General features: G+C 53.1%; 20 protein-coding genes and 2 pseudogenes. 12 read left to right on the top strand and 10 right to left on the bottom strand.

Going from position 1 to position 20,958, the window contains the following annotated elements; genetic code table 11:
• Positions 1-55: 55 nt before the first annotated feature.
• Positions 56-154: pseudogene (locus tag ACLW56_RS09595) on the top strand (hypothetical protein); the annotation flags it as partial.
• A 41-nt stretch (positions 155-195) separates the two neighbouring features.
• Here the strand turns inward: ACLW56_RS09595 and ACLW56_RS09600 are convergent.
• The 3 genes from ACLW56_RS09600 to ACLW56_RS09610 all read right to left on the bottom strand — a co-directional run bounded on the left by ACLW56_RS09600 (position 196) and on the right by ACLW56_RS09610 (position 1,688).
• The gene (locus ACLW56_RS09600; protein WP_330983557.1) at positions 196-639 is read right to left on the bottom strand and encodes a YcgN family cysteine cluster protein; all 444 of its coding nucleotides are present in this window, start codon (positions 637-639) and stop codon (positions 196-198) included.
• A gap of 94 nt (positions 640-733) precedes the next feature.
• Positions 734-1,393: a fumarylacetoacetate hydrolase family protein gene (locus ACLW56_RS09605; RefSeq protein WP_330983558.1), complete on the bottom strand. Its 660-nt coding sequence runs from the start codon at positions 1,391-1,393 to the stop codon at positions 734-736.
• Between the two features lie 19 nt (positions 1,394-1,412).
• The gene (locus ACLW56_RS09610) at positions 1,413-1,688 is read right to left on the bottom strand and encodes a YcgL domain-containing protein (protein ID WP_330983559.1); all 276 of its coding nucleotides are present in this window, start codon (positions 1,686-1,688) and stop codon (positions 1,413-1,415) included.
• A 126-nt stretch (positions 1,689-1,814) separates the two neighbouring features.
• Between ACLW56_RS09610 and minC the strand changes: the two genes are divergently transcribed.
• Genes minC through minE form a run of 3 tightly spaced genes read left to right on the top strand, consistent with a single transcriptional unit; the run spans position 1,815 to position 3,622 of the window.
• Positions 1,815-2,513: a septum site-determining protein MinC gene (gene minC, locus ACLW56_RS09615; RefSeq protein ID WP_330983560.1), complete on the top strand. Its 699-nt coding sequence runs from the start codon at positions 1,815-1,817 to the stop codon at positions 2,511-2,513.
• 23 nt (positions 2,514-2,536) lie between these two features.
• On the top strand, positions 2,537-3,349 hold the full coding sequence (gene minD / locus ACLW56_RS09620) for a septum site-determining protein MinD (RefSeq protein WP_330983561.1): 813 nt from the start codon (positions 2,537-2,539) through the stop codon (positions 3,347-3,349).
• A 3-nt stretch (positions 3,350-3,352) separates the two neighbouring features.
• The gene (minE, locus tag ACLW56_RS09625; protein WP_064544824.1) at positions 3,353-3,622 is read left to right on the top strand and encodes a cell division topological specificity factor MinE; all 270 of its coding nucleotides are present in this window, start codon (positions 3,353-3,355) and stop codon (positions 3,620-3,622) included.
• A 109-nt stretch (positions 3,623-3,731) separates the two neighbouring features.
• Here minE and rnd read toward each other — a convergent pair whose 3' ends face one another.
• The 5 genes from rnd to ACLW56_RS09650 all read right to left on the bottom strand — a co-directional run bounded on the left by rnd (position 3,732) and on the right by ACLW56_RS09650 (position 10,140).
• On the bottom strand, positions 3,732-4,859 hold the full coding sequence (rnd, locus tag ACLW56_RS09630; protein ID WP_330983562.1) for a ribonuclease D: 1,128 nt from the start codon (positions 4,857-4,859) through the stop codon (positions 3,732-3,734).
• Positions 4,860-4,932: 73 nt separating this feature from the next.
• Positions 4,933-6,618: a long-chain-fatty-acid--CoA ligase FadD gene (gene fadD, locus ACLW56_RS09635; protein ID WP_330983692.1), complete on the bottom strand. Its 1,686-nt coding sequence runs from the start codon at positions 6,616-6,618 to the stop codon at positions 4,933-4,935.
• Between the two features lie 215 nt (positions 6,619-6,833).
• Positions 6,834-7,427: a Slp family lipoprotein gene (locus ACLW56_RS09640; RefSeq protein WP_330983563.1), complete on the bottom strand. Its 594-nt coding sequence runs from the start codon at positions 7,425-7,427 to the stop codon at positions 6,834-6,836.
• Between the two features lie 38 nt (positions 7,428-7,465).
• Positions 7,466-8,161, bottom strand: a complete 696-nt coding sequence (gene tsaB / locus ACLW56_RS09645; RefSeq protein ID WP_330983564.1) for a tRNA (adenosine(37)-N6)-threonylcarbamoyltransferase complex dimerization subunit type 1 TsaB — start codon at positions 8,159-8,161, stop codon at positions 7,466-7,468.
• A 68-nt stretch (positions 8,162-8,229) separates the two neighbouring features.
• Positions 8,230-10,140 carry an ATP-dependent DNA helicase gene (locus ACLW56_RS09650; RefSeq protein ID WP_330983565.1) on the bottom strand — a complete coding sequence of 637 codons (1,911 nt, stop codon included), beginning with the start codon at positions 10,138-10,140 and terminating at the stop codon, positions 8,230-8,232.
• A 428-nt stretch (positions 10,141-10,568) separates the two neighbouring features.
• Between ACLW56_RS09650 and ACLW56_RS09655 the strand changes: the two are divergent.
• The 3 genes and pseudogenes from ACLW56_RS09655 to ACLW56_RS09665 all read left to right on the top strand — a co-directional run.
• Positions 10,569-10,871: pseudogene (locus ACLW56_RS09655) on the top strand (pentapeptide repeat-containing protein); the annotation flags it as partial.
• A complete protein-coding gene (gene wcaA / locus ACLW56_RS09660) occupies positions 10,866-11,774 on the top strand; it encodes a colanic acid biosynthesis glycosyltransferase WcaA (protein ID WP_415377721.1) in 909 nt (302 codons plus the stop codon). The pseudogene ACLW56_RS09655 and the gene wcaA, both read left to right, overlap by 6 nt.
• Before the next feature lie 98 nt (positions 11,775-11,872).
• Positions 11,873-12,217, top strand: coding sequence for a RidA family protein (locus ACLW56_RS09665; RefSeq protein ID WP_330983566.1), 345 nt, complete (start codon positions 11,873-11,875; stop codon positions 12,215-12,217).
• Between the two features lie 102 nt (positions 12,218-12,319).
• Here ACLW56_RS09665 and ACLW56_RS09670 read toward each other — a convergent pair whose 3' ends face one another.
• Positions 12,320-12,505 (bottom strand): YoaH family protein, encoded by a 186-nt coding sequence (locus tag ACLW56_RS09670; protein ID WP_330983567.1) that lies wholly within the window; start codon positions 12,503-12,505, stop codon positions 12,320-12,322.
• An 85-nt stretch (positions 12,506-12,590) separates the two neighbouring features.
• Between ACLW56_RS09670 and pabB the strand changes: the two genes are divergently transcribed.
• From pabB to ACLW56_RS09690, 4 genes are all read left to right on the top strand, one after another.
• A complete protein-coding gene (pabB, locus tag ACLW56_RS09675) occupies positions 12,591-13,946 on the top strand; it encodes an aminodeoxychorismate synthase component 1 (RefSeq protein WP_330983568.1) in 1,356 nt (451 codons plus the stop codon).
• Positions 13,947-13,949: 3 nt separating this feature from the next.
• A complete protein-coding gene (locus ACLW56_RS09680; protein WP_330983569.1) occupies positions 13,950-14,528 on the top strand; it encodes a CoA pyrophosphatase in 579 nt (192 codons plus the stop codon).
• Between the two features lie 174 nt (positions 14,529-14,702).
• Positions 14,703-16,067 (top strand): L-serine ammonia-lyase, encoded by a 1,365-nt coding sequence (sdaA, locus tag ACLW56_RS09685; protein ID WP_330983570.1) that lies wholly within the window; start codon positions 14,703-14,705, stop codon positions 16,065-16,067.
• Between the two features lie 128 nt (positions 16,068-16,195).
• Positions 16,196-17,791 (top strand): cyclic diguanylate phosphodiesterase, encoded by a 1,596-nt coding sequence (locus ACLW56_RS09690; RefSeq protein WP_330983571.1) that lies wholly within the window; start codon positions 16,196-16,198, stop codon positions 17,789-17,791.
• 163 nt (positions 17,792-17,954) lie between these two features.
• Here ACLW56_RS09690 and yoaE read toward each other — a convergent pair whose 3' ends face one another.
• Positions 17,955-19,517 (bottom strand): CNNM family cation transport protein YoaE, encoded by a 1,563-nt coding sequence (yoaE, locus tag ACLW56_RS09695; protein WP_330983572.1) that lies wholly within the window; start codon positions 19,515-19,517, stop codon positions 17,955-17,957.
• A gap of 442 nt (positions 19,518-19,959) precedes the next feature.
• Here yoaE and manX point away from each other — a divergent pair, with 442 nt between their 5' ends.
• Complete coding sequence (gene manX / locus ACLW56_RS09700; RefSeq protein WP_330983573.1) at positions 19,960-20,928, top strand: PTS mannose transporter subunit IIAB; 969 nt, start codon at positions 19,960-19,962, stop codon at positions 20,926-20,928.
• Positions 20,929-20,958 lie beyond the last annotated feature (30 nt).

Raw genomic sequence — 20,958 nt, forward strand, 5'->3', positions numbered from 1 at the left:
CCATTCCTTTCACTTCTCGCTGATTCCGCTTCTCAACATCCCAGCCTAATCCCCGGCACAAACCACCTGGGTTATTGAACAAGCTGAAATTGAACAGCAGGTTCAGGGCGGCAAAGAACTGAAAGATGTCATGCGTATGAGCCTGGCTGGCGTCTGACAGGCGATAGCGGGTGACATTTTCTCAGATTCAGCGAATTAGCCCCGGCCGGGGTGATTCATGATGTGATCTTCCCAGTCCACCACATCGGACTCTTTTACCGCAATGTTGCGCACAGAAATACGTTCGCCGTGCATCGCCGCTTTTGAGCCCGTCAGCAAAGGGTGCCAGGTTGGGAGCGGTTTTCCTTCCGCCAGCAGGCGATACGCGCAGGTTTGCGGCAGCCATTCAAACGTCGGCAAGTTATCGCGCGTCAGCTTGATGCAGTCCGGTTCATACTCAAAACGACGCTCATAGTTCCGACACTGGCAGGTCTTGATGTTCAACTGGCGGCAGGCGACGTTGGTGAAATAGATTTCATCGCTGTCTTCATCCATCAGCTTGTGCAGGCAGCACTGGCCGCAGCCGTCGCACAAAGATTCCCACTCTGCGTCGGTCATTTGCTCCAGCGTTTTGCTTTGCCAGAAAGGGATGTTGCTCATAGGAATGTCCGCCATTGAAAACCAGGGTGCACCTTATAACCAGTCTGGCATGCGGATGCAAGTTTTGCCGCCCCTGATGGGCGGCAAGGGAGCGTTACAGCACTCGGGTGGTTAACGAGTTGCCGTTAAACGTCACTTCGAGCTCATCGCCGCTGTGCAGCGGACCCACCCCTTCCGGTGTTCCGGTGAGGATCACATCGCCGCTTTTCAGGGTGAAGAAGCGGCTCATGTAGGCAATCAGCGGCACAATTTTGTGGATCATGTCAGCCGTGGTGCCCTGCTGGCGAGCTTCACCGTTAATTTTTAGCCCGAGCGATGTATTTTGCGGATCGCTTTTAAATTCATTCACAGGAATAAAGCCCGAAATCGGACAGGAGTAATCAAAGCCTTTCGCTTTTTCCCACGGCTGACCGGCCTTTTTCATTTTGCCCTGAATATCACGCAAGGTGAGATCCAACGCGACACCATAACCGGCAATGGCCTTCATCACGTGTTCTTCAGTCGCCTGGCGTAACGTAGCGCCAATCAGAATCGCCAGTTCGACTTCGTGATGCACAGAGCCCAGACCTTCCGGCAGCACTAGCGGCTGACGGATATCACACAGCGCCGTTTCAGGCTTAATAAACAGCACCGGCTCTTCCGGCGTGGCGCTGCCCATTTCCTGAATATGCTTCGCGTAATTACTGCCCACACAAACCACTTTACTGACCGGGTAATCCAGTAGCGCGCCCTGCCAGTTATGATGTTGATACATGCCTGCTCCTGTCGTTGCGTTATTGTTTTCCGCTAGCCTGGAGATGAATCTTGAGTAAATTTTCCGGCGGTGGCGGAAGTTGCAGATAATAACCCTGTTCTTTCAGGGCTGTTTTGACCTTTTCCAGACTGGCATTGACCAATTTTTTACGCCCGTCCAGGGGCAAAATCATGGCTAACTGCGGTTGACCAAATCCCGCCATTAATTCTTCCGGCACACGGGAAAAATCGTCTTTTTTTTCTACATATAAGTAGGTTTGGTCTCGTTTAGGACTTCTGTAGATCACACAAAACATGACTTTTACTCTGAATTAGACTGTGGTTACTTGCCTCTCTATATTTGTGACTATAACATGCCCTGTAGTCTTCGGAATATCGCCGCAGCGGTGCGGGCGATAAATTGAAAATTGAGTAAGGCCAGGATGTCAAATACGCCCATCGAACTTAAAGGCAGTAGCTTCACGTTATCCGTGGTTCATTTGCACGAGGCAAAACCCGAGGTTATTCGTCAGGCGTTAGAAGACAAAATCGCTCAGGCTCCCGCTTTCCTGCGCCACGCCCCCGTTGTGGTGAATATCAGCAGCCTGGTTGATGTCACGAAATGGCAGCCCCTTCAGCAGGCCATTGCAGCAACCGGTTTGCGCATCATGGGCGTTAGCGGGTGTAAAAATCCGCAATTAAAAGCAGAAATCGACAGCGCGGGCATTCCCTTACTGACTGAAGGGAAAGAAAAAATCACCCGTGCAGTACCGGTTGAGGCCCCAACGCCAGCACCAATTGTTACCCCGGTCACAAAAACGAGATTGATTGATACGCCGGTTCGTTCCGGTCAGCGCATTTATGCACCAAACTGTGATCTGATTGTGACAAGTCACGTCAGCGCAGGCGCAGAACTGATCGCCGACGGCAATATTCACATCTATGGCATGATGCGGGGACGCGCACTGGCCGGTGCCAGTGGCGACAGAGAAGCACAAATATTTTGTACCCACCTTGCGGCAGAACTGATGTCCATCGCAGGGGTTTACTGGCTGAGTGACAATATCCCGGCCGATTATTATGGCAAAGCGGTCCGTCTGCGTCTGGACGCCGCCGCTCTGACAATTGAACCGTTAAACTAATCCCTTTTTAACAAGGAATTTCTATGGCACGCATTATTGTTGTGACTTCGGGTAAAGGGGGCGTTGGCAAGACCACCTCCAGCGCGGCCATCGCTACTGGTTTGGCCCAGAAGGGAAAGAAAACTGTCGTTATCGATTTTGATATCGGTCTGCGTAACCTGGATCTGATCATGGGTTGCGAACGTCGCGTCGTGTATGACTTCGTTAACGTCATTCAGGGTGATGCGACGCTGAATCAGGCGCTGATTAAAGATAAGCGTACCGAAAACCTCTACATTCTCCCGGCTTCGCAGACTCGCGATAAAGACGCGCTGACCTACGAAGGCGTCGAAAAAGTGCTGGAAGAGCTGAAGAAGATGGAGTTTGACTTCATCGTCTGTGATTCCCCGGCCGGTATCGAAACCGGTGCGCTGATGGCGCTTTATTTCGCCGATGAAGCGGTGATCACCACCAACCCGGAAGTCTCTTCCGTACGTGACTCCGACCGTATTCTCGGCATTCTGGCGTCCAAATCCCGTCGTGCCGAAAAAGGCGAAGACCCGATTAAAGAACATCTCCTGCTGACCCGTTACAACCCGGGCCGCGTAAGCAAAGGCGACATGCTGAGCATGGAAGATGTGCTGGAAATTCTGCGCATTAAACTGGTTGGCGTGATCCCGGAAGATCAGTCAGTCCTTCGTGCCTCTAACCAGGGTGAGCCGGTTATTCTGGATACCGAAGCGGACGCAGGCAAAGCCTACGCCGACACGGTAGATCGTCTGCTGGGAGAAGAACGTCCTTTCCGCTTCATCGAAGAAGAGAAGAAAGGTTTCCTCAAACGCCTGTTCGGAGGATAAGTTATGGCATTACTCGACTTTTTTCTCTCACGAAAAAAGAACACCGCCAACATCGCGAAAGAACGTTTACAGATTATCGTCGCGGAACGCCGTCGCAGTGACGCCGAGCCGCATTACCTGCCGCAGCTCAGGAAAGACATTCTTGAGGTAATTTGCAAGTACGTGCAGATTGACCCGGAAATGGTCACCGTGCAGTTAGAGCAGAAAGATGGCGATATCTCGATTCTCGAACTTAACGTTACGCTTCCCGAAGCGGAAGAGTCGAAATCCTGATGTGAAAAAACCCCGGATGTCCGGGGTTTTTTATTGCGCTTCCCCGGTGGCGCTACGCTTACCGGGGCTACAAAGTAGGCCGGGCAAACGCAGTGCCGCCCGGCGTTATTTACCCCGGATACTCAGCCAACAGCGCGTTCAGGCGATCGGCCATCAATTCGCCTCGCCAGCCTGACACCAGTTCTGGCAGCGAACTCTGCGGTTTCAGCTTCCAGTGCCAGTTCAGCAACTGATTAATCTGTCGACGCGAGGCCATCAGTTCAACGCTAACACCCTTCTCGGTACTGACTTCCTGCATCAGGGCTTTAATGACTTTAAACACCTTGCGATAGCTCGGCATATCCATCAGATTCAGCAGCGGCTCGGGCAGCGCCTCTTCCGGTAACGCTTGTGCTTTTTCGACCAGGCTTAACAACGTGTTGCCATGGAAACGAATCTCGCTGCCCGACAGTCCCAGACTGTCAAGTTCACCGAGGGAACCCGGCATGTAGCGCGCCACACTCCATAAGTGCTCTTCACGAACCACGAAATTCACGGCCAGATTACGCTCACGCGCTTTGCGTAAACGCCAGTCGGCCAACAGTTTGAGGCAGGCCAACTGGCGAGTACGCAGCTGAGAAGCGTTGGTGATATCACGCCAGGCCTCAGCCGGGTCGACCACTTCCTGACGGCGCTGCATCATCAAACGACATTCGTCGAGCGCCGCAGGCAGCCAACCACTGGTGTCGGTTTCATCCATCAGCTTTTTAGCAATCGGCAGTAAATACCAGACGTCTGCCGCCGCGTAATCGCACTGACGCTCTGTCAGTGGGCGCGCCAGCCAGTCGGTGCGCGATTCACTCTTGTCCAGCGCAATGCCGGTGTACTCTTCCACCATTGCGGCAAAACCCCACGACATCGGACGTCCGCAGAAGGCAGCCAGAACTTGTGTGTCGATAAGCGGGTCGGGCAATTCACCAAACGCATTCAGGAAAACTTCAAGATCTTCGCTGCCCGCATGCAAATATTTGGTGACATTTTTGTCCTGCATTAAGGCTTTAAAAGGACGCCAGTCGGTGATGGTCAGCGGGTCAATCAACACCACCTGATTGCCATCAAACATCTGAATCAGGCCCAACTGCGGATAATAAGTACGGGTGCGGACAAATTCGGTGTCCAGCGCAATAGCAGGGACGTCACGCGCCGCTTCACAAGCGGCCTGCAGCGCAGCGTCCTCGGTGATCATCTGATAATTCAATTTGTATTCTCTAGGGTTTGCGCCCATAAAAAACGCCGGCTTAACCGGCGTCTGATGGCGACTGACGTATAGCTCAGGCTTTATTGTCCACTTTAGCACGGGCTTCGTCACGAAGTTCTCGTCGCAAAATCTTTCCGACATTCGATTTCGGCAGCTCATCACGGAACTCAACCAGTTTAGGCACTTTATAGCCGGTCAGCTGACGGCGACAGAACGTGATCAGCGCTTCTTCGGTCAGCGAGGCGTCTTTCTTCACCACAAAGATTTTTACGGCTTCCCCACTGCTGCCTGAAGGCACGCCAACAGCGGCCACTTCCTGTACGCCTGAGTGCTGCATCACGACGTCTTCGATTTCGTTCGGATAGACGTTAAAGCCCGACACCAGGATCATGTCCTTTTTACGGTCGACGATGCGCATAAAGCCCTCTTCGTCCATCACCGCGATATCGCCAGTATGCAGCCAGCCGTTTTTGATGATTTCATCGGTAGCGTCCGGGCGCTGCCAGTAACCCAACATCACCTGCGGGCCTTTGACACACAGCTCACCCGGTTCACCCGGCGCGACTTCGTTATTGTCATCGTCCACCAGCTTCACTTCCGTGGACGGCACCGGCAGGCCAATACTGCCGCTGTGATAGTCAATATCGTGCGGGTTCACGCTGACCAGCGGCGCGCACTCTGTCAGGCCATAGCCTTCCAGCAGATAACGCCCAGTCAGTTTTACCCAACGCTCCGCCACGACTTGCTGAACTGGCATTCCGCCACCTGCAGAGAGGCGCATGGTGGAGAAATCCAATTGCTGAAACTCTTTGTTGTTTAGCAGCGCGTTGAACAGCGTGTTTACGCCGGTCATGGCCGTAAACGGGTATTTCGCCAGCTCTTTTACCAACCCCGGAATGTCACGTGGATTAGTGATCAGCAGGTTCTGCCCGCCTAGTTCAATAAACAGCAGGCAGTTCATGGTCAGCGCAAAGATGTGATACAGCGGCAGCGCGGTCACCACCAGCTCTTTGCCTGGATGGAACAACGGCCCGTAAGTGGCGTGCACCTGTGCGAGGTTTGCCAGCATATTACGGTGCGTCAGCATCGCGCCTTTGGCGACGCCGGTTGTCCCGCCGGTGTATTGCAGGAACGCCAAATCCTCAGAGACCACTTCCGGTTTGACGTACTGCATCCGGTAGCCCTGTTGCAGAGCACGGCGGAATGAGATGGCATCCGGCAGATGGTATTTCGGCACCAGACGCTTGATATATTTCACCACAAAGTTGACCAGCGTGCCTTTGGCTGTGGAGAGCTGGTCGCCCATGCGCGTCAGGATCACGTGACGAACCTGCGTTTTCTCAACCACTTTTTCCAGCGTGTGGGCAAAGTTGGAGACAATCACAATCGCGCTGGCTCCGCTGTCGTTGAGCTGATGCTCCAGCTCACGCGGTGTATAAAGTGGGTTCACGTTCACGACAATCATACCGGCTCGCAGAATGCCAAACAGCGCCACCGGATATTGCAGCAGGTTTGGCATCATCAGCGCCACACGGTCGCCTTTTTGCAGACCCAGCCCTTCTTGCAGATAGGCGGCAAACGCACGGCTGCGCTCTTCGAGCTTACGGAATGTCATCACCTCGCCCATGTTGGTAAACGCGGGCTGGTCGGCAAAACGGGTTGTCGCCTGTTCGAACAGATCTACCAGGGATTGATAACGGTCAGGATCGATCTCCGCCGGGACATCAGCGGGGTAACGGTTAAGCCAAACCTTTTTCAATGCATCACCTCTGAAATGAGAATTCGTCGTCATCACAACCCCTGTTAATAAACAAAACATTAACAACATATTAACTAATCGTACCAGTTTATTAATTAATCGGATTTAAGGTTGCGAAGCGCGTCACTATTTATTTTTCTTATGTCCGGGAGTCCATCCCACCAAAAAGAAACAGCGGACCAGCCGCTGTCACTTAAGCTAATAAAAACAAGCTATTATTCAGTTACGATAGTCTGTACCTGCGCCGGGCCTGGGTTATACCAGCCCCAGCCACCGTAGCCAGGATAACCACAACGATAGCGGTAGCAGCCACCCCCCCAGTACGGGTCAATCGGCTGAGGCGGCATCACGACTTGCTGCGTAATACGCCAGCGTTTAAAGCCCGTGGCCTGCATGACCAGGTGGGTATATTCCGCCGAGCCAATTTTCCCTTTTTGCGTGCCGGTGATCGGCCCCACAACGGTGACCAGCTGATTACGGAAATCGACAGGGTCGAGGAAGCCATTCACATCGGCGTAAACTCGCCCACGTGAAGGCGTGCCAAGTGCAGGGCGAGCCCCTTCATCGAGTGGGACGGTCGCAATTTCAAGCCGGGTTTTGCCCTGCTGGTTCAGCACGTTGACGACTTTCCCGCCAAAACGCGCTTCCTGACCGACATACAACTGCGGAGCCGCCATTACACGGGTCAGATCCTGCTGCGGTGTTGGGCTGGTGCCTTTGATTTCATCGGGAACGGAAACACAGCCACTCAATGCAGCCATAACCAGCCCAGCCAGTAATCCACGCACTACCCGTTTTTGACTCGCCATGGTGCCACTCCTTTATTCTCAGCGATATATACTGAGATTCATTCCCGGCCAGGAAGTTTCTTCCACGCCACTTCATTGCGTAAATAAACCGGTTCGGCATGTTCTACGGCAACAGTGTGGCCCAGAGAAAGCTGGTGTACAGCCAGAGGCAACATGTCTTCCGCCGCAGGTAATAAAACGTCGCCATCAACCAGCGTTACTGCACTGTCAGTGGCCATATCCGGCCAGGCCTGCCAGCCCGTTCCCACCGTCGCCCACTCGCCGTTTAGTTGCTCCAACCGGGCATTAACGGCCTCTGGTTTAAGCACCGCTTCAGTCGCTTCACCCTGCCAGACGCCCTGCTCATCACGCTGATACTCAGCCCAATACACTTCACCCATGCGAGCGTCAATCGCGGCCAGCACGCGGGTCGCGCCAGTCTTGCGAAACGCCCCTTGCGCCATGGTGGCAAGCGTTGATACGCCGATCATCGGCAGATTCGCCCCCAGCGCCAGGCCTTGTGCAATCCCAATCCCGATGCGCACCCCGGTAAAACTGCCCGGGCCACGGCCAAACGCCAGCGCATCAAGCTCGGTGAGCATGACGCCGGTTTCAGTCAGAATATCCTGCACCAAAGGCAGAATGCGTTGGGTGTGTTCGCGTGGACAAAGCTCGAAATGAGCACGGATGGCACCGTCATTCCACAGGGCCGCGGAACAGGCCTCAGTGGCGGTATCAATAGCCAGAATTCGCATAGGACGTTGCGCTCTCGCAGGTAGCGTTCAATAAAAAAGGCGCGCATCTTAACACAGTTCGTCACAAATTACGTTAGTGACAACCCGGCAAGAAAGCGCACGGCACGGCTGATATCACGGGTTCGGGGCGTTGGCGGTAAGCTCGACAGGAACACGGCTCCGTAAGGACGCATCACCAGACGGTTATCGCAAATCACCAGCACGCCGCGGTCATCCACATCACGTATTAAACGCCCGACCCCCTGCTTCAGGGTAATGACCGCATCCGGCAACTGGACCTCATCGAAAGGATCGCCTCCGCGTAAGCGGCAATCTTCCATGCGTGCTTTCAGCAGAGGATCTTCCGGAGAGGTGAACGGCAGCTTATCGATTATCACTAACGACAGCGTATCGCCGCGCACATCGACACCTTCCCAGAAGCTGCTGGTCGCCACCAGTAGCGCGTTACCGGCACTGACGAATTGTTGCAGCAACTGGCCTTTGCTGGTTTCGCCCTGCAATAAAACAGGCAAATCCAGCATCGCACGGAAATGTTCCGCCAGCTCGCGCATCATGGCGTGCGAAGTGCAAAGCATAAAACAGCGGCCGTTGTTCGCTTCAATCATTGGGCGCAGCATGGTGGCCAATTGCTTAGCGCCACCGGGCTGGTTCGGTGACGGCAAGTTTCGCGGTACGCACAGCAAGGCTTGTGTCGCGTAATCGAAGGGACTGGGCAGCAGTAGAGATTGCGCGTCATCAATGCCCAGGCGAGCGGTGAAGTGATGCAAATCGTCATTTACCGACAGTGTCGCGGAGGTGAAAATCCAGCTCCCCTCTTTTTGTGCCATCACTTCTTTAAATTTGTCGGCTACCGTCAGCGGCGTTAACGCCAGCGTGAAGTGCCGGGAAGTACATTCGTACCAGTAGCTGAAACCAGGCTGGTTGATCTCTTTTAAACGTTTGAGCCGTGCACGATAGAGCGTGGCGCGTTCAAATGCCGCATCCAGCAACGCGGAGCGGCCAAGAGAAAGTTTGGCCACGTCATAACAGAGTTCGAGCGCATCATCGAGCAGCAGCAGAGCACGCTGAATGCCGCTGTCAGCGAGCAGCTCGCGTAAATTGCCCCGATAGCCGGGTTCACCAAGCTGCAGACGAAAATCTTGCGTCGCTTGCGCCAGACGATCCGCACATTTCTGGAGCTGCTGGGTGTCTTTCAGTTCCGTGCGATAGGCAATGGTGATGTCTTTTGCCATATCCAGAAGCTGGCGGCTGGAAAGCGACTGGCCGAAATACTGGCTGGCAATATCAGGAAGCTGATGGGCTTCATCGAAAATCATCACTTCCGCCTCGGGGATCAGCTCCGCAAAGCCGCTCTCTTTCACCACCATATCCGCCAGGAACAGGTGATGGTTCACCACCACCACGTCGGCATCCATCGCTTTTTTACGCGCTTTCACCACAAAACAATCTTTGTACAGTGGGCAGTCACTGCCGAGGCAGTTGTCATTGGTACTGGTGACCAGCGGCCAGGCCTGCGAATCTTCAGCCACGCTGACGCAGGTGCTGATGTCGCCATCCACAGTCTGATTTGACCAGCTGCGCAGAAGAATGACATCGCTCAGCGTCTGAACCGGTAAATCGCCACCGGCCAACGCCTGTTGCTCAAGGCGCTCCAGACAGAGATAGTTCGAGCGCCCTTTTAACAGCGCGACTCGGCCTTTAAAGTCCAGAGCCTTTGCTACCGTAGGCAAATCGCGGCTGTAAAGCTGATCCTGCAACGCTTTGGAGCCCGTAGAAATAATGACTTTTTTATTGGCGCGCAGCGCAGGGGCAAGGTAAGCGTAGGTTTTGCCTGTGCCGGTGCCCGCTTCAACCACCAGCGGGCGCGTTTCATTGATGGCGTGCGTCACCGCCTCAGCCATCTGCCGCTGCGGTTCGCGGGGTTTAAATCCGGGGATCGCTTTCGCGAGCTGCCCGTCTGTTGCAAAATCGTCCGTCACACTGCCCCCTGTAAATCTGGACAGTGATTATGTCAGTGCGTGGGGCGTTGTGCCAGCCAAAGTGCGTTGAGGCGCACAGGTTAATCAGGTGCACCTCATACTTTATAAAACGATTATCCTGATTCTCTGACTCAGACCAAAATAAAAAAAGTGAGCCCCACCACGGAATTAACTTTGTGAGCCATTCCATTTACCTAAAACAAACAATTGCGCTAATGAAATTCCTAAAAATACTTTTTCTATAATGCCGGCGTTAATTTTTCCGTTCAAAACAGTATCATCCAGGCACCGGTTAGATTCCTGTCAGGTTGTTACCTTTATATCACGCCAGGGTGGCCTGTTATTGAGTCAAACTGAGCATAAATTCAATACGTCTTCTCCCCTCCCATCAGTAGAAGATGAGTTTTATTTACAGGGTGAATACGCACATGCCAGGTTGCACAAAGAAAAAATTATTAAAACAACTGCAAAAGCAGCATGAAAAGATTCAAAAGGGCACATTCAACTATCTGAATTTACAGGGTGCAGACCTTCGCTTCTCTGACCTCAGTTCACTCTGCTTTGAGTTTGTGGATCTGTCAGGGGCGGATCTGTCACACAGTAATTTGTCTGGCTGTACGTTTTCATCCACTTCCCTGAGCGCCGTTAATCTCAGTTTTTGCGATATCTCCGGCAGTGAGTTTTACAATACAGATATCACCGGACTCCGTCTGACAGAAAGCAACATTGAAGCGGCAGTATTCGAGGAGACCTTCAGCCTTGACGATGTCGATGAACCTGCCAGCCCTGAGCGTACGGTTTCTGTCTATATGCCCACATGGAACCGTGAAGCGCTGGCGATTCGTGCAATTCAATCCGTTGTCAATCAAGATTATCCCCACTGGGAGTTGATTGTCATCGATGATAATTCGCCTGACAACAGTACATTGTTGGCTTTTATAGAGAACCTTGCTGACTCAAGAATCCATTATACATTCAATAATTTCTCATCAGGCGCCTGCAGTGTCCGAAATCAGGCCATTGAGCAAGCGCAAGGAAAGTACATCGCCGGAATTGACGATGACGATGAGTGGTTACCAAATCGGCTTACCACTTTTATGAAACATCAGCATTTGCTGGCGGGATTCTCATTCCTCTATGCAGACGATTATGTTTGTGAAAATAAAAACTATGCAAACCTTGAAGAATTGCGTCTGTACCCAAAACCTGCTTTCACGCCAGCACTATTCTGCAAACGCAATATTGTTGGTAACCAGATATTCACCCTTACAGAAAGACTTCGTCATGTTCTTTTTGACGTGAATTTATCAGCAGCACAAGATTACGACGCATTTTACAGATTGAGTCTGGAATACGGCTCCCCTTACAAGGTAAATGCCGCTACGCAAATTCTGTATGTCAATCATGGGGAGGTCAGAATTACACAATCAAGGAAGAAGTTTTCTGGCTACCTGAACTTTTATCGCAAGCATAAAGCTCATTTAGACAGGTCTGGTCGTAAGTATCAGCTTTTCACTTTTTACGCTATTCGCAATAAAAAAATGTCTGTCCGAACGCTGTTAAAACTTCTGACACTGCGCAACCTGAAGCGATTTGTTACCGACAAACTCACTGTACATAAGAAAAAGTATTAAAGGTGCAGTCCATGAGCACGCCCCGTCAAACGGGTGACGCAGTCGCCACATTGTGGCACTCTTGCCGCGTTTAAATGGAAGCCTAAGAGGACACTGAAATGACGATTGTTCGTATTGATGCAGAAGCCCGCTGGTCTGATGTTGTCATTCACAACCAGACGATTTACTACACCGGCGTACCGGAAAACCTGGATGCGGATGCCTTTGAACAAACCGCCAATACGCTGGCGCAGATTGATAAAATCCTGGAAAAACAGGGTAGCGATAAATCTCGCATTCTCGACGCAACCATTTTTCTTGCCGATAAAGCAGATTTTGCTGCAATGAATAAAGCGTGGGATGCGTGGGTGGTGGCCGGTCATGCGCCGGTGCGTTGCACCGTGCAGGCCGGGCTGATGAAACCGCAGTACAAAGTTGAAATTAAGATTGTTGCTGCTGTATAAACAGCAAACCTTTTGCTAAGCAAAAGGTTTTAATGTTTGCGCCCTCTCCCCGTGGGAGAGGGTTGGGGAGAGGGCATCAGACCGCACGGCCTACTGCCTCAGTTACTCGTCTTCGTCCTCATCCTCGAAGCGCGCCACTATCTGTTCGCCGGTATGACTGGCGCGTATTTCTTTCGCCACCAGTTGGATTGCTTCCCCGCTACTCATTCCCTGTGTCATCAATTCCTGAATGCGCTCGACGGCTTGTTGCTGCTGCTCATGACTCAGTGAAGGTAAACCTGCAAACATGGTGAACTCCTGCTACATTGTTGGCGTTTATTATTTCATGCCGCCTGCCACATAGCCAGCAGGTGGCGCAGATGGATTGAGGTCGATGTTGTCCCCTGCTGTCATTACGCTTCCCTGGCGCGCGGATGCCGCTGAACACTATTTTTTCCCGCTTTCTTCCCGGCCCTGGGCAATGCTGCTGCACTCCGGGCACGCAGACCATACTCACAACCGTTTTGATATCCTGGTCGCCAGTCCTGTCGCGATGCTGCAAACTTACGGGAAGATCACACGCATTGAAGAAGATGGTCATATTGGTGAATCTGCCGATGATCCGTTGTTGTTACTGAAACAGGCCCTCACAAAGCATCAGATTAACCCGCAAACAAATGCAGATTTTCCCTTCCAGGGCGGCGCACTGGGTTTGTTCGGTTATGATCTTGGCCGTCGTTTCGAATCCCTGCCGGAACATGCAAAGGCCGATATTGATACGCCAGATATGGCCGTCGGGATTTATCGCTGGGCATTGATTGTCGACCATCACCGCGAAGTGGTGTCGTTACTGAGCTATGACGATCCGAAACAGCGCCTCGCCTGGCTGGAAAGCTGTTCAAACGCTAAGACTGCTGATTTCGAGCTGACTTCCGCCTGGCAATCCAACATGACGCGCGAAACCTATGGTGAAAAGTTTCGTCAGGTGCAGGCGTATCTGCAAAGCGGCGACTGTTACCAGGTCAATCTTGCTCAGCGTTTTCAGGCCGATTATCGCGGCGACGAATGGCAGGCCTTTAAGCATTTAAACGCTTCAAACCGTGCGCCTTTCAGCGCGTTTCTCCGTCTGCCCGAAAGCGCCATTTTGAGCCTTTCGCCTGAGCGTTTTATTCACCTTGAAGAAGGCCATATTCAGACACGCCCGATTAAAGGCACGCTGCCGCGTCTGTCCGACCCGGTCGCCGATGCGCAACAGGCAGAAAAGCTCAGGCTTTCGCCAAAAGACCGGGCAGAAAATCTGATGATTGTTGATTTGATGCGCAATGATATTGGTCGCGTTGCCGTGCCCGGTAGCGTTCGCGTCCCCGAACTGTTTGTCGTTGAGCCTTTCCCGGCGGTGCATCATCTGGTGAGTACAATAACCGCTGAGTTGCCTGATAACCTGCACGCCACCGATCTGCTGCGCGCAGCGTTTCCAGGCGGGTCGATAACCGGCGCACCTAAAGTCAGGGCGATGGAAATCATTGATGAACTGGAGCCGCATCGCCGTAATGCGTGGTGCGGCAGCATCGGCTATCTCAGCTTTTGCGGCACAATGGACACCAGCATTACTATCCGCACACTGACGGCAACGCAGGGTAAGCTCTCTTGTTCAGCAGGGGGGGGTATCGTCGCCGACAGTGAAGAGCAAGCGGAATATCAGGAAACCTTTGATAAAGTTAATCGTATCCTGCGACAACTGGAGTCCTAACGCATGCCGCACCCGGACCTTAAACTTGATGAGTTTATTTCCCGCTTTCAGCTTTTGCGCCCACAGGCAACCCGGGCGTCACTGAATCAAAGAAAAGCGGCGGTGCTGATCCCCATCGTGCGCCGGGAAGAACCGGGCCTGCTGTTAACCAAACGCTCTTCGCACCTGCGTAAACATGCCGGGCAAGTCGCTTTTCCCGGTGGCGCAGTCGACAGCAGCGATGCGTCGCTGATAGCCGCCGCACTGCGTGAAGCGCAGGAAGAAGTGGCTATTCCGCCCTCTTCGGTTGAAATCCTGGGCGTACTGCCACCCGTGGATAGCGTGACAGGATTTCAGGTCACGCCTGTCGTGGGCATCATCCCCCCTGACCTTCATTATCATGCAAGCGAAGATGAAGTGGCTGCGGTCTTCGAAATGCCGCTGGCAGAAGCCCTGCGCCTTGGGCGCTATCACCCGCTGGATATCCATCGCCGCGGCAATTCACACCGCGTATGGCTCTCGTGGTATCAGCATTATTTTGTCTGGGGAATGACCGCAGGCATTATTCGTGAGCTAGCGCTGCAAGTCGGCCTTAAACCTTAACTATACTGTGGTATAGGGCTAATGTGATCCCCTTTACGCTATTAGTAAATTCAAGGTGAAGCATTAGTTTAATTCATGTGAATAGTTAAGCTGCGTTACCGGTTCCCTCTTACACTATGCGCAGTTATTACATCGTTATCGGAGCTTTCCGGTAACCCTGTCAGGAGTGTTAAAGTGATTAGTCTATTCGACATGTTCAAGGTGGGGATTGGCCCCTCATCTTCCCACACTGTAGGCCCGATGAAGGCCGGTAAACAGTTCGTCGATGACCTGGTCGAAAAGGGAATGATCGATGACGTTACCCGCGTGGCGGTTGACGTTTATGGTTCACTGTCATTGACCGGTAAAGGCCATCATACCGATATCGCCATTATTATGGGTCTGGCCGGCAACATGCCCGATACCGTCGATATCGACGCCATCCCGGCGTTTATCCGTGATGTGGAAACCCGTGGCCGTCTGCTGCTGGCGCAGGGCCGTCGTGAAGTCGATTTCCCGCAGGATGACGGCATGCGTTTTCGCAGTGACAACCTCTCTCTGCATGAAAACGGCATGTCGATTCATGCTTTCGCGGGTGAGAAAGTCATTTACAGCAAAACCTATTACTCCATCGGCGGCGGTTTTATCGTCGATGAAGAGCATTTTGGGCAGGACGTCAGCGGTGACGTGAAGGTGCCGTATCCGTTTAAGTCTGCCAAAGAGATGCTGGACTACTGCAAAGACACCGGTCTGTCACTTTCCGGCATGGTGATGCAGAACGAGCTGGCGCTGCACAGCAAAAAAGAAATTGAAGACTATTTTGCCAACGTCTGGCAGACCATGCAGGCCTGTATCGATCGCGGTTTGAATACCGAAGGCGTGTTGCCAGGGCCATTGCGCGTTCCGCGTCGTGCAGCAGCACTTCGCCGTATGCTGGTCAGTCAGGACAAAACCAACAGCGACCCGATGACCGTCGTTGACTGGGTTAACATGTTTGCGCTCGCAGTGAACGAAGAAAATGCTGCAGGTGGCCGTGTGGTGACTGCGCCAACCAATGGCGCGTGCGGTATCGTTCCAGCGGTGCTCGCTTACTACGACCACTTTATCGAGCCCGTGAGCCCGGAAAGCTATATTCGCTACTTCCTCGCGTCGGGTGCGATTGGCGCGCTGTACAAAATGAACGCCTCTATTTCCGGCGCGGAAGTAGGCTGTCAGGGTGAAGTCGGTGTGGCGTGTTCGATGGCTGCGGCTGGCCTTGCAGAGCTGCTGGGCGCAAGCCCTGAGCAGGTTTGTGTGGCCGCAGAAATTGGGATGGAACACAACCTCGGCCTTACCTGTGACCCGGTTGCCGGGCAGGTGCAGGTGCCTTGCATTGAGCGTAACGCGATTGCCTCCGTGAAGGCCATCAACTCCGCTCGCATGGCAATGCGCCGTACCAGTGAACCGCGTGTTTCTCTGGATAAAGTCATTGAAACCATGTACGAGACCGGCAAAGACATGAACGCCAAGTACCGCGAAACCTCGCGTGGCGGTCTGGCCATCAAAGTGCAATGTGACTAATCCCCCTCGCCCATCTCCCACAGATGGGCGATTTTTTATGCCAGTCCCCTTTTTTTAGCGACAGAGCACTACACTTGCTCTGTTAACGCTGACATTCTGGTCGGCGTTCACCGGAGTGGATGCGCGTCATGCAAACAGCTCAGAACCTGATCATGGGATATCGCCGCAAGCGAATTGTGATTTGCTTGCTGGTCGCGCTGTTGACCTTATTCCTGACCTTTGGCCTGCGGTTTATTTCGCAGCGCAGCTTAAATCAGCAACGGATTGACGCTTACGCACGCCACGCCGTGGAAAGCCTCGATAAGATATTGATGCCCGTTGCCGGGAAGCGTCATGAACTGGTAAAGCTGGTGGGACAAAACTGTGAAGCGGTTCACCTGCCCATGCGCAAACAAGCCGCCGCACTGCAAACGCTACGCTCTATCGCCCTGGTGAAATCGGGCGTCATCTATTGCTCCAGTGTCTTTGGCGATCGTGATGTCGTCCTGCGGGAAAATCAGCCCGAGCTGCCCTCTGCGCAGTCCAGATTGCTGCTGTCGATTGACCACTCTCTGCTTAAAGGTTCACCCATTCTGATTCAGTGGTATCCGGCCTCAGCCGACGGAGAAGATGGAGTGATGCTGACGGTCAATATCCATCTGGTGAGTTCCCTGCTGCTGGAGCCTCAACAACCGATGATCCAACGGGTCATTGTTTCGGTGGGTAACCGGTACTACAGCGAATCTCAGGGGATCAGCGATCAGCTACAGCTGGCAAACGACGAAGAGGTTGTCACTCGCCAGTCTGAGCTTTTCCCGTTCAGCATCAGCGTGACCACGCCCGGAGCAACAGCGCTCGCGTTGAATGATCTTCCATCACAAGCCCCGTTGGCGCTTATTCTGAGCCTGTTGCTGGCGGGCATTTCCTGGTTTGCGACTGCCGGGAGGATGAGTTTTACGCGTGAAATCGCCGTTGGTATGGCGCGGCGTGAATTCGAGCTTTATTGCCAGCCACAGCTGGACACTCGCACTCAACGGTGCAACGGCGTAGAAATTTTACTACGCTGGAACAATCCTCGCCTCGGCTGGATATCCCCTGAAGTCTTTATTCCGGTGGCAGAGCGAGAAAACCTTATCGCGCCGCTGACGCGCTATGTGATTAGCGAAACCATCCGCCAGATTGGCTATTTCCCGGCAGATCCGCGTTTTGATATCAGCATTAACGTTGCCTCCAGCCACTTTCTGCAGGGCGCTTTACTGCGTGATGTGAATCAATATTGGTTTAACGCTCGCCCTCAGCAACAGCTTGTGCTTGAGATAACAGAACGTGACAATCTTCAGGGCGTTGATTACAGGCTGGTGCGCGAGCTGCATCGCAAAGGCGTGCGTCTGGCGATTGATGATTTTGGCACCGGCAGCAGCGCCCTTTCCTGGCTGGAACAGCTTCGACCGGACATCCTCAAAATTGATAAATCCTTCACCAATGCGATTGGTACCGACGCGGTGAACTCAACGGTGACGGATATCATCATCGCTTTGGGTCAGAGGCTGAACATTGAACTGGTGGCTGAAGGGGTAGAAACGCCACAGCAGGCGCATTATCTGCGTCGCCATGGCGTTCATTTTTTGCAGGGCTATCTTTATGCGAAGCCGATGCCCGTCGCTGATTTTCCGCGCTGGCTCGAAAGCGGTTCAACTCCTCCGAAGGAGCATAACGGGCATGTGCTGCCCGTTATAAATTGCTGACAAAGCAGGAAAAAACGTGGTTTTTCCTGCTTTGTAATTAGCAGCCGAAAATCAATAAATTGATTTTCCTTATTTTTTACTCAGTGACCAATGACAAATCTTCATTCGCTGGAGGGTTGTCATCTACCTCAACGGGCATGTGCTGCCCGTTATATTGTGAGGCTTACGCTTCTTCGTCCTCGTGCGGCGAAGGTTGTTTCACCACGCGAACCAGGTCGACTCGATAGTTATTCGCCTCAACGATGGTTATCTCCAGTGGGGGGACGCTCAGCACATCACCAGCCTGTGGAATATGGCCGTTCACCGCAATCGCCAGGCCTGCCACGGTGGCAATGTCATCATCGTCATTACGCAGATGGTCCAGCCCCAGAACCTGCTGCAAGGCATGCAGGTCTGTGCCACCTTTCACCAGCCATCCCTCACCGTCGGCGACGATTTCTGGCGTTTCGTCAGCATCCGGGAATTCACCGGCAATCGCTTCCAGCACGTCCAGCGGTGTCACCAGCCCCTGCACCATACCGAACTCATCGGTGACGATAACAAAGCTGCCACGCGCGCGGCGCAGAACGCCTAACAGATTAATCGGGTCCAGCGTTTCCGGTACCACAATCGCAGGGGAAGCAGAAGCCATCGCGGCGACATCTTCACCCGCTTCCAGCGCCACCAGCATCTCTTTGGCTCGCACGACACCGACGATTTCATCCAGCTCACCACGACACACCGGGAACAGACTGTGTGGCGACGATAACAGCTGCTGGCGGATCTCATCCACGCTCAGGTTGGCATCAACCCAGCTAATCTCACCGCGCGGCGTCATGATGCTACGCACTGAGCGCGAAGCCAGCGTCAGAACACCGTTGATCATGTAGCGTTCTTCATCAGCAAAGGCCCCTTCTGGCACAGGCACAGCCACCGGATTTTCGGCATCGTGCTGCACCACGTTTTGCTTGCGGCCGCCCATCAGACGGAGGATCGCATCAGCGGTACGGGCGCGCAGCGGCACGTTAGACTGGTGCCTGATGAAGTTACGACGAGCAATCTGGTTAAACAGCTCGATGATTATCGAGAAACCAATGGCGGCGTACAGGTAGCCTTTCGGAATATGGAAACCAAACCCTTCTGCGACGAGGCTCAGGCCAATCATCAGCAGGAAGCTCAGACACAGCACCACCACTGTTGGGTGCTGGTTGACGAAGTTGGTCAGCGGTTTTGACGCCAGCAGCATCACAGCCATGGCAATCACCACGGCCGCCATCATCACCGGCAGATGGTTCACCATCCCCACGGCGGTGATCACCGCATCAAGTGAGAACACGGCATCCAACACCACAATTTGCGCCACCACCACCCAGAAGCTGGCATAGCCTTTACCGTGCCCTTCGTCATGCTGTCGGTTTTCCAGCCGCTCATGCAGCTCGGTCGTCGCCTTAAACAGCAGGAAGATACCGCCGAACAGCATGATCAGGTCTCGTCCCGAGAACGAATAGTCCATGACGCTGAACAGCGGTTGGGTCAGGGTCACCATCCACGAAATGACCGACAGCAGGCCAAGACGCATGACCAGCGCCAACGACAAACCGATCAAACGCGCTTTATCACGCTGTTTGGGTGGCAATTTGTCGGCAAGGATGGCAATAAACACCAGGTTATCAATACCAAGAACGATCTCCAGGACGACCAGCGTCAGCAGGCCTGCCCAGATTGAGGGATCCATTAAAAGTTCCATGAATAGCTCCTGCTCGCGGCAATAGCTGTCATCACCTTGTCAAAAACAGACGTGACTATCTCGGTGCGATTGGATGGGGAATGGGGTGTGGCAGCGTGGTGCCAGGGGGTGAACTGACGTCGGTGACGGTCCATATTTCGGGCTATGCCCTATACTCCTGTGTTATTAAACGGAAAATAAACATACCAGAGAGGATCAGCGTCCAGCAAAAAAATTTACGTCTCTTTGCATTCACCCGGTGATTTTTTGCGCTCCAAAATTATTGCCTGCTGATGCATAAATAGCGGATCTTCATCACATTAATTATTTTTTCACTATCTAAAATAATTCACGGAAGTAATAAACATTTTTACTCTAACCCCTATCTGAATCGATTCGGTCACCACCAACGGTTCATCAAGCGTCCGAACTTTAGACGCAACGATAATAAAGGAGGTAGCAAGTGACGATTGCTATTGTAATAGGCACACATGGTTGGGCTGCAGAACAACTGCTGAAAACGGCAGAAATGCTGTTGGGTGAGCAGGAAAACGTGGGTTGGATCGATTTTGTGCCTGGCGAAAATGCAGAGACGCTGATCGAGAAGTACAACGCACAGCTCGAAAAACTCGACACCAGTAAGGGTGTGCTGTTTCTCGTTGATACATGGGGCGGCAGTCCGTTTAACGCGGCAAGCCGCATTGTCGTCGATAAAGAGCATCACGAAGTTATCGCGGGCGTCAACATCCCTATGCTGGTTGAAACGCTGATGGCGCGTGACGACAACCCAGGCTTTGACGAGCTGGTCGCACTGGCGGTGGAAACCGGTCGCGAAGGCGTGAAAGCGCTGAAAGCCAAACCGGCGGTGAAAGCAGCACCTGCGGCAGCGCCTGTTGCCCAGAAAGCCGCAGCACCCGCGAAACCCATGGGCCCGAATGACTACATGGTTATTGGCCTGGCGCGTATTGATGACCGTCTCATCCACGGACAAGTAGCGACTCGCTGGACCAAAGAAACCAACGTCACCCGCATTATCGTCGTCAGCGACGAAGTGGCGGCAGACACCGTTCGTAAAACGCTGCTGACTCAGGTTGCGCCTCCGGGTGTGACCGCGCACGTGGTTGATGTCGCGAAAATGATTCGCGTCTACAACAACCCGCAGTATGCCGGCGAGCGCGTGATGCTGCTGTTTACTAACCCGACCGACGTTGAACGTATCGTTGAACAGGGCGTGAAAATCACCACGGTGAACATCGGGGGCATGGCTTTCCGTCAGGGTAAAACTCAGGTCAACAACGCCATTTCTGTTGATGAGAAAGATATCGAAGCCTTCAACAAACTGAATGCACGCGGTATCGAACTGGAAGCGCGTAAAGTTTCCACCGATCAGCGACTGAAAATGATGGATTTGATAGGCAAGGTTGGCAAATAAGTCCGGCACTGTCTGTTCACTGAATTTTCA

It is taken from the genome of Pantoea sp. sgz302252, assembly GCF_047713085.1.
Classification (GTDB): Bacteria; Pseudomonadota; Gammaproteobacteria; order Enterobacterales; family Enterobacteriaceae; genus Scandinavium.